The sequence below is a fragment of the Comamonas sp. GCA5 genome, from assembly GCF_036541385.1.
Taxonomy (GTDB): domain Bacteria; phylum Pseudomonadota; class Gammaproteobacteria; order Burkholderiales; family Burkholderiaceae_C; genus Comamonas; species Comamonas aquatica.
Map to the genome: position 1 here is coordinate 1 of NZ_JAZHFR010000287.1, position 239 is coordinate 239.

1 pseudogene is annotated in these 239 nt (G+C 61.9%); it reads right to left on the reverse strand.

The window, feature by feature from the left end:
* Window positions 1-239: pseudogene (locus SJH88_RS19655) on the reverse strand (transposase); the annotation flags it as partial.

The following is a 239-nucleotide window of genomic DNA, read 5'->3' on the forward strand; positions in this document are numbered from 1 at the left end:
CGGTGGCGGCCGTGTAGATACGGCGCAGGTCGGCGGCCACCTCCTTTCTTCGCTTCCAGGACACGTAGTTCAGGCTGTGGCGCACCATGTGAACGATGCACAGCTGCACCACCGCCTTGGGAACACCGCTTCAATCGCTTCGGGGAAACCTTTGAGCCCGTCGACACAGGCAATGAAGATGTCCTGCACGCCCCGGTTGCGCAGTTCGGTCACCACCTGCAGCCAGAACTTGGCACCCT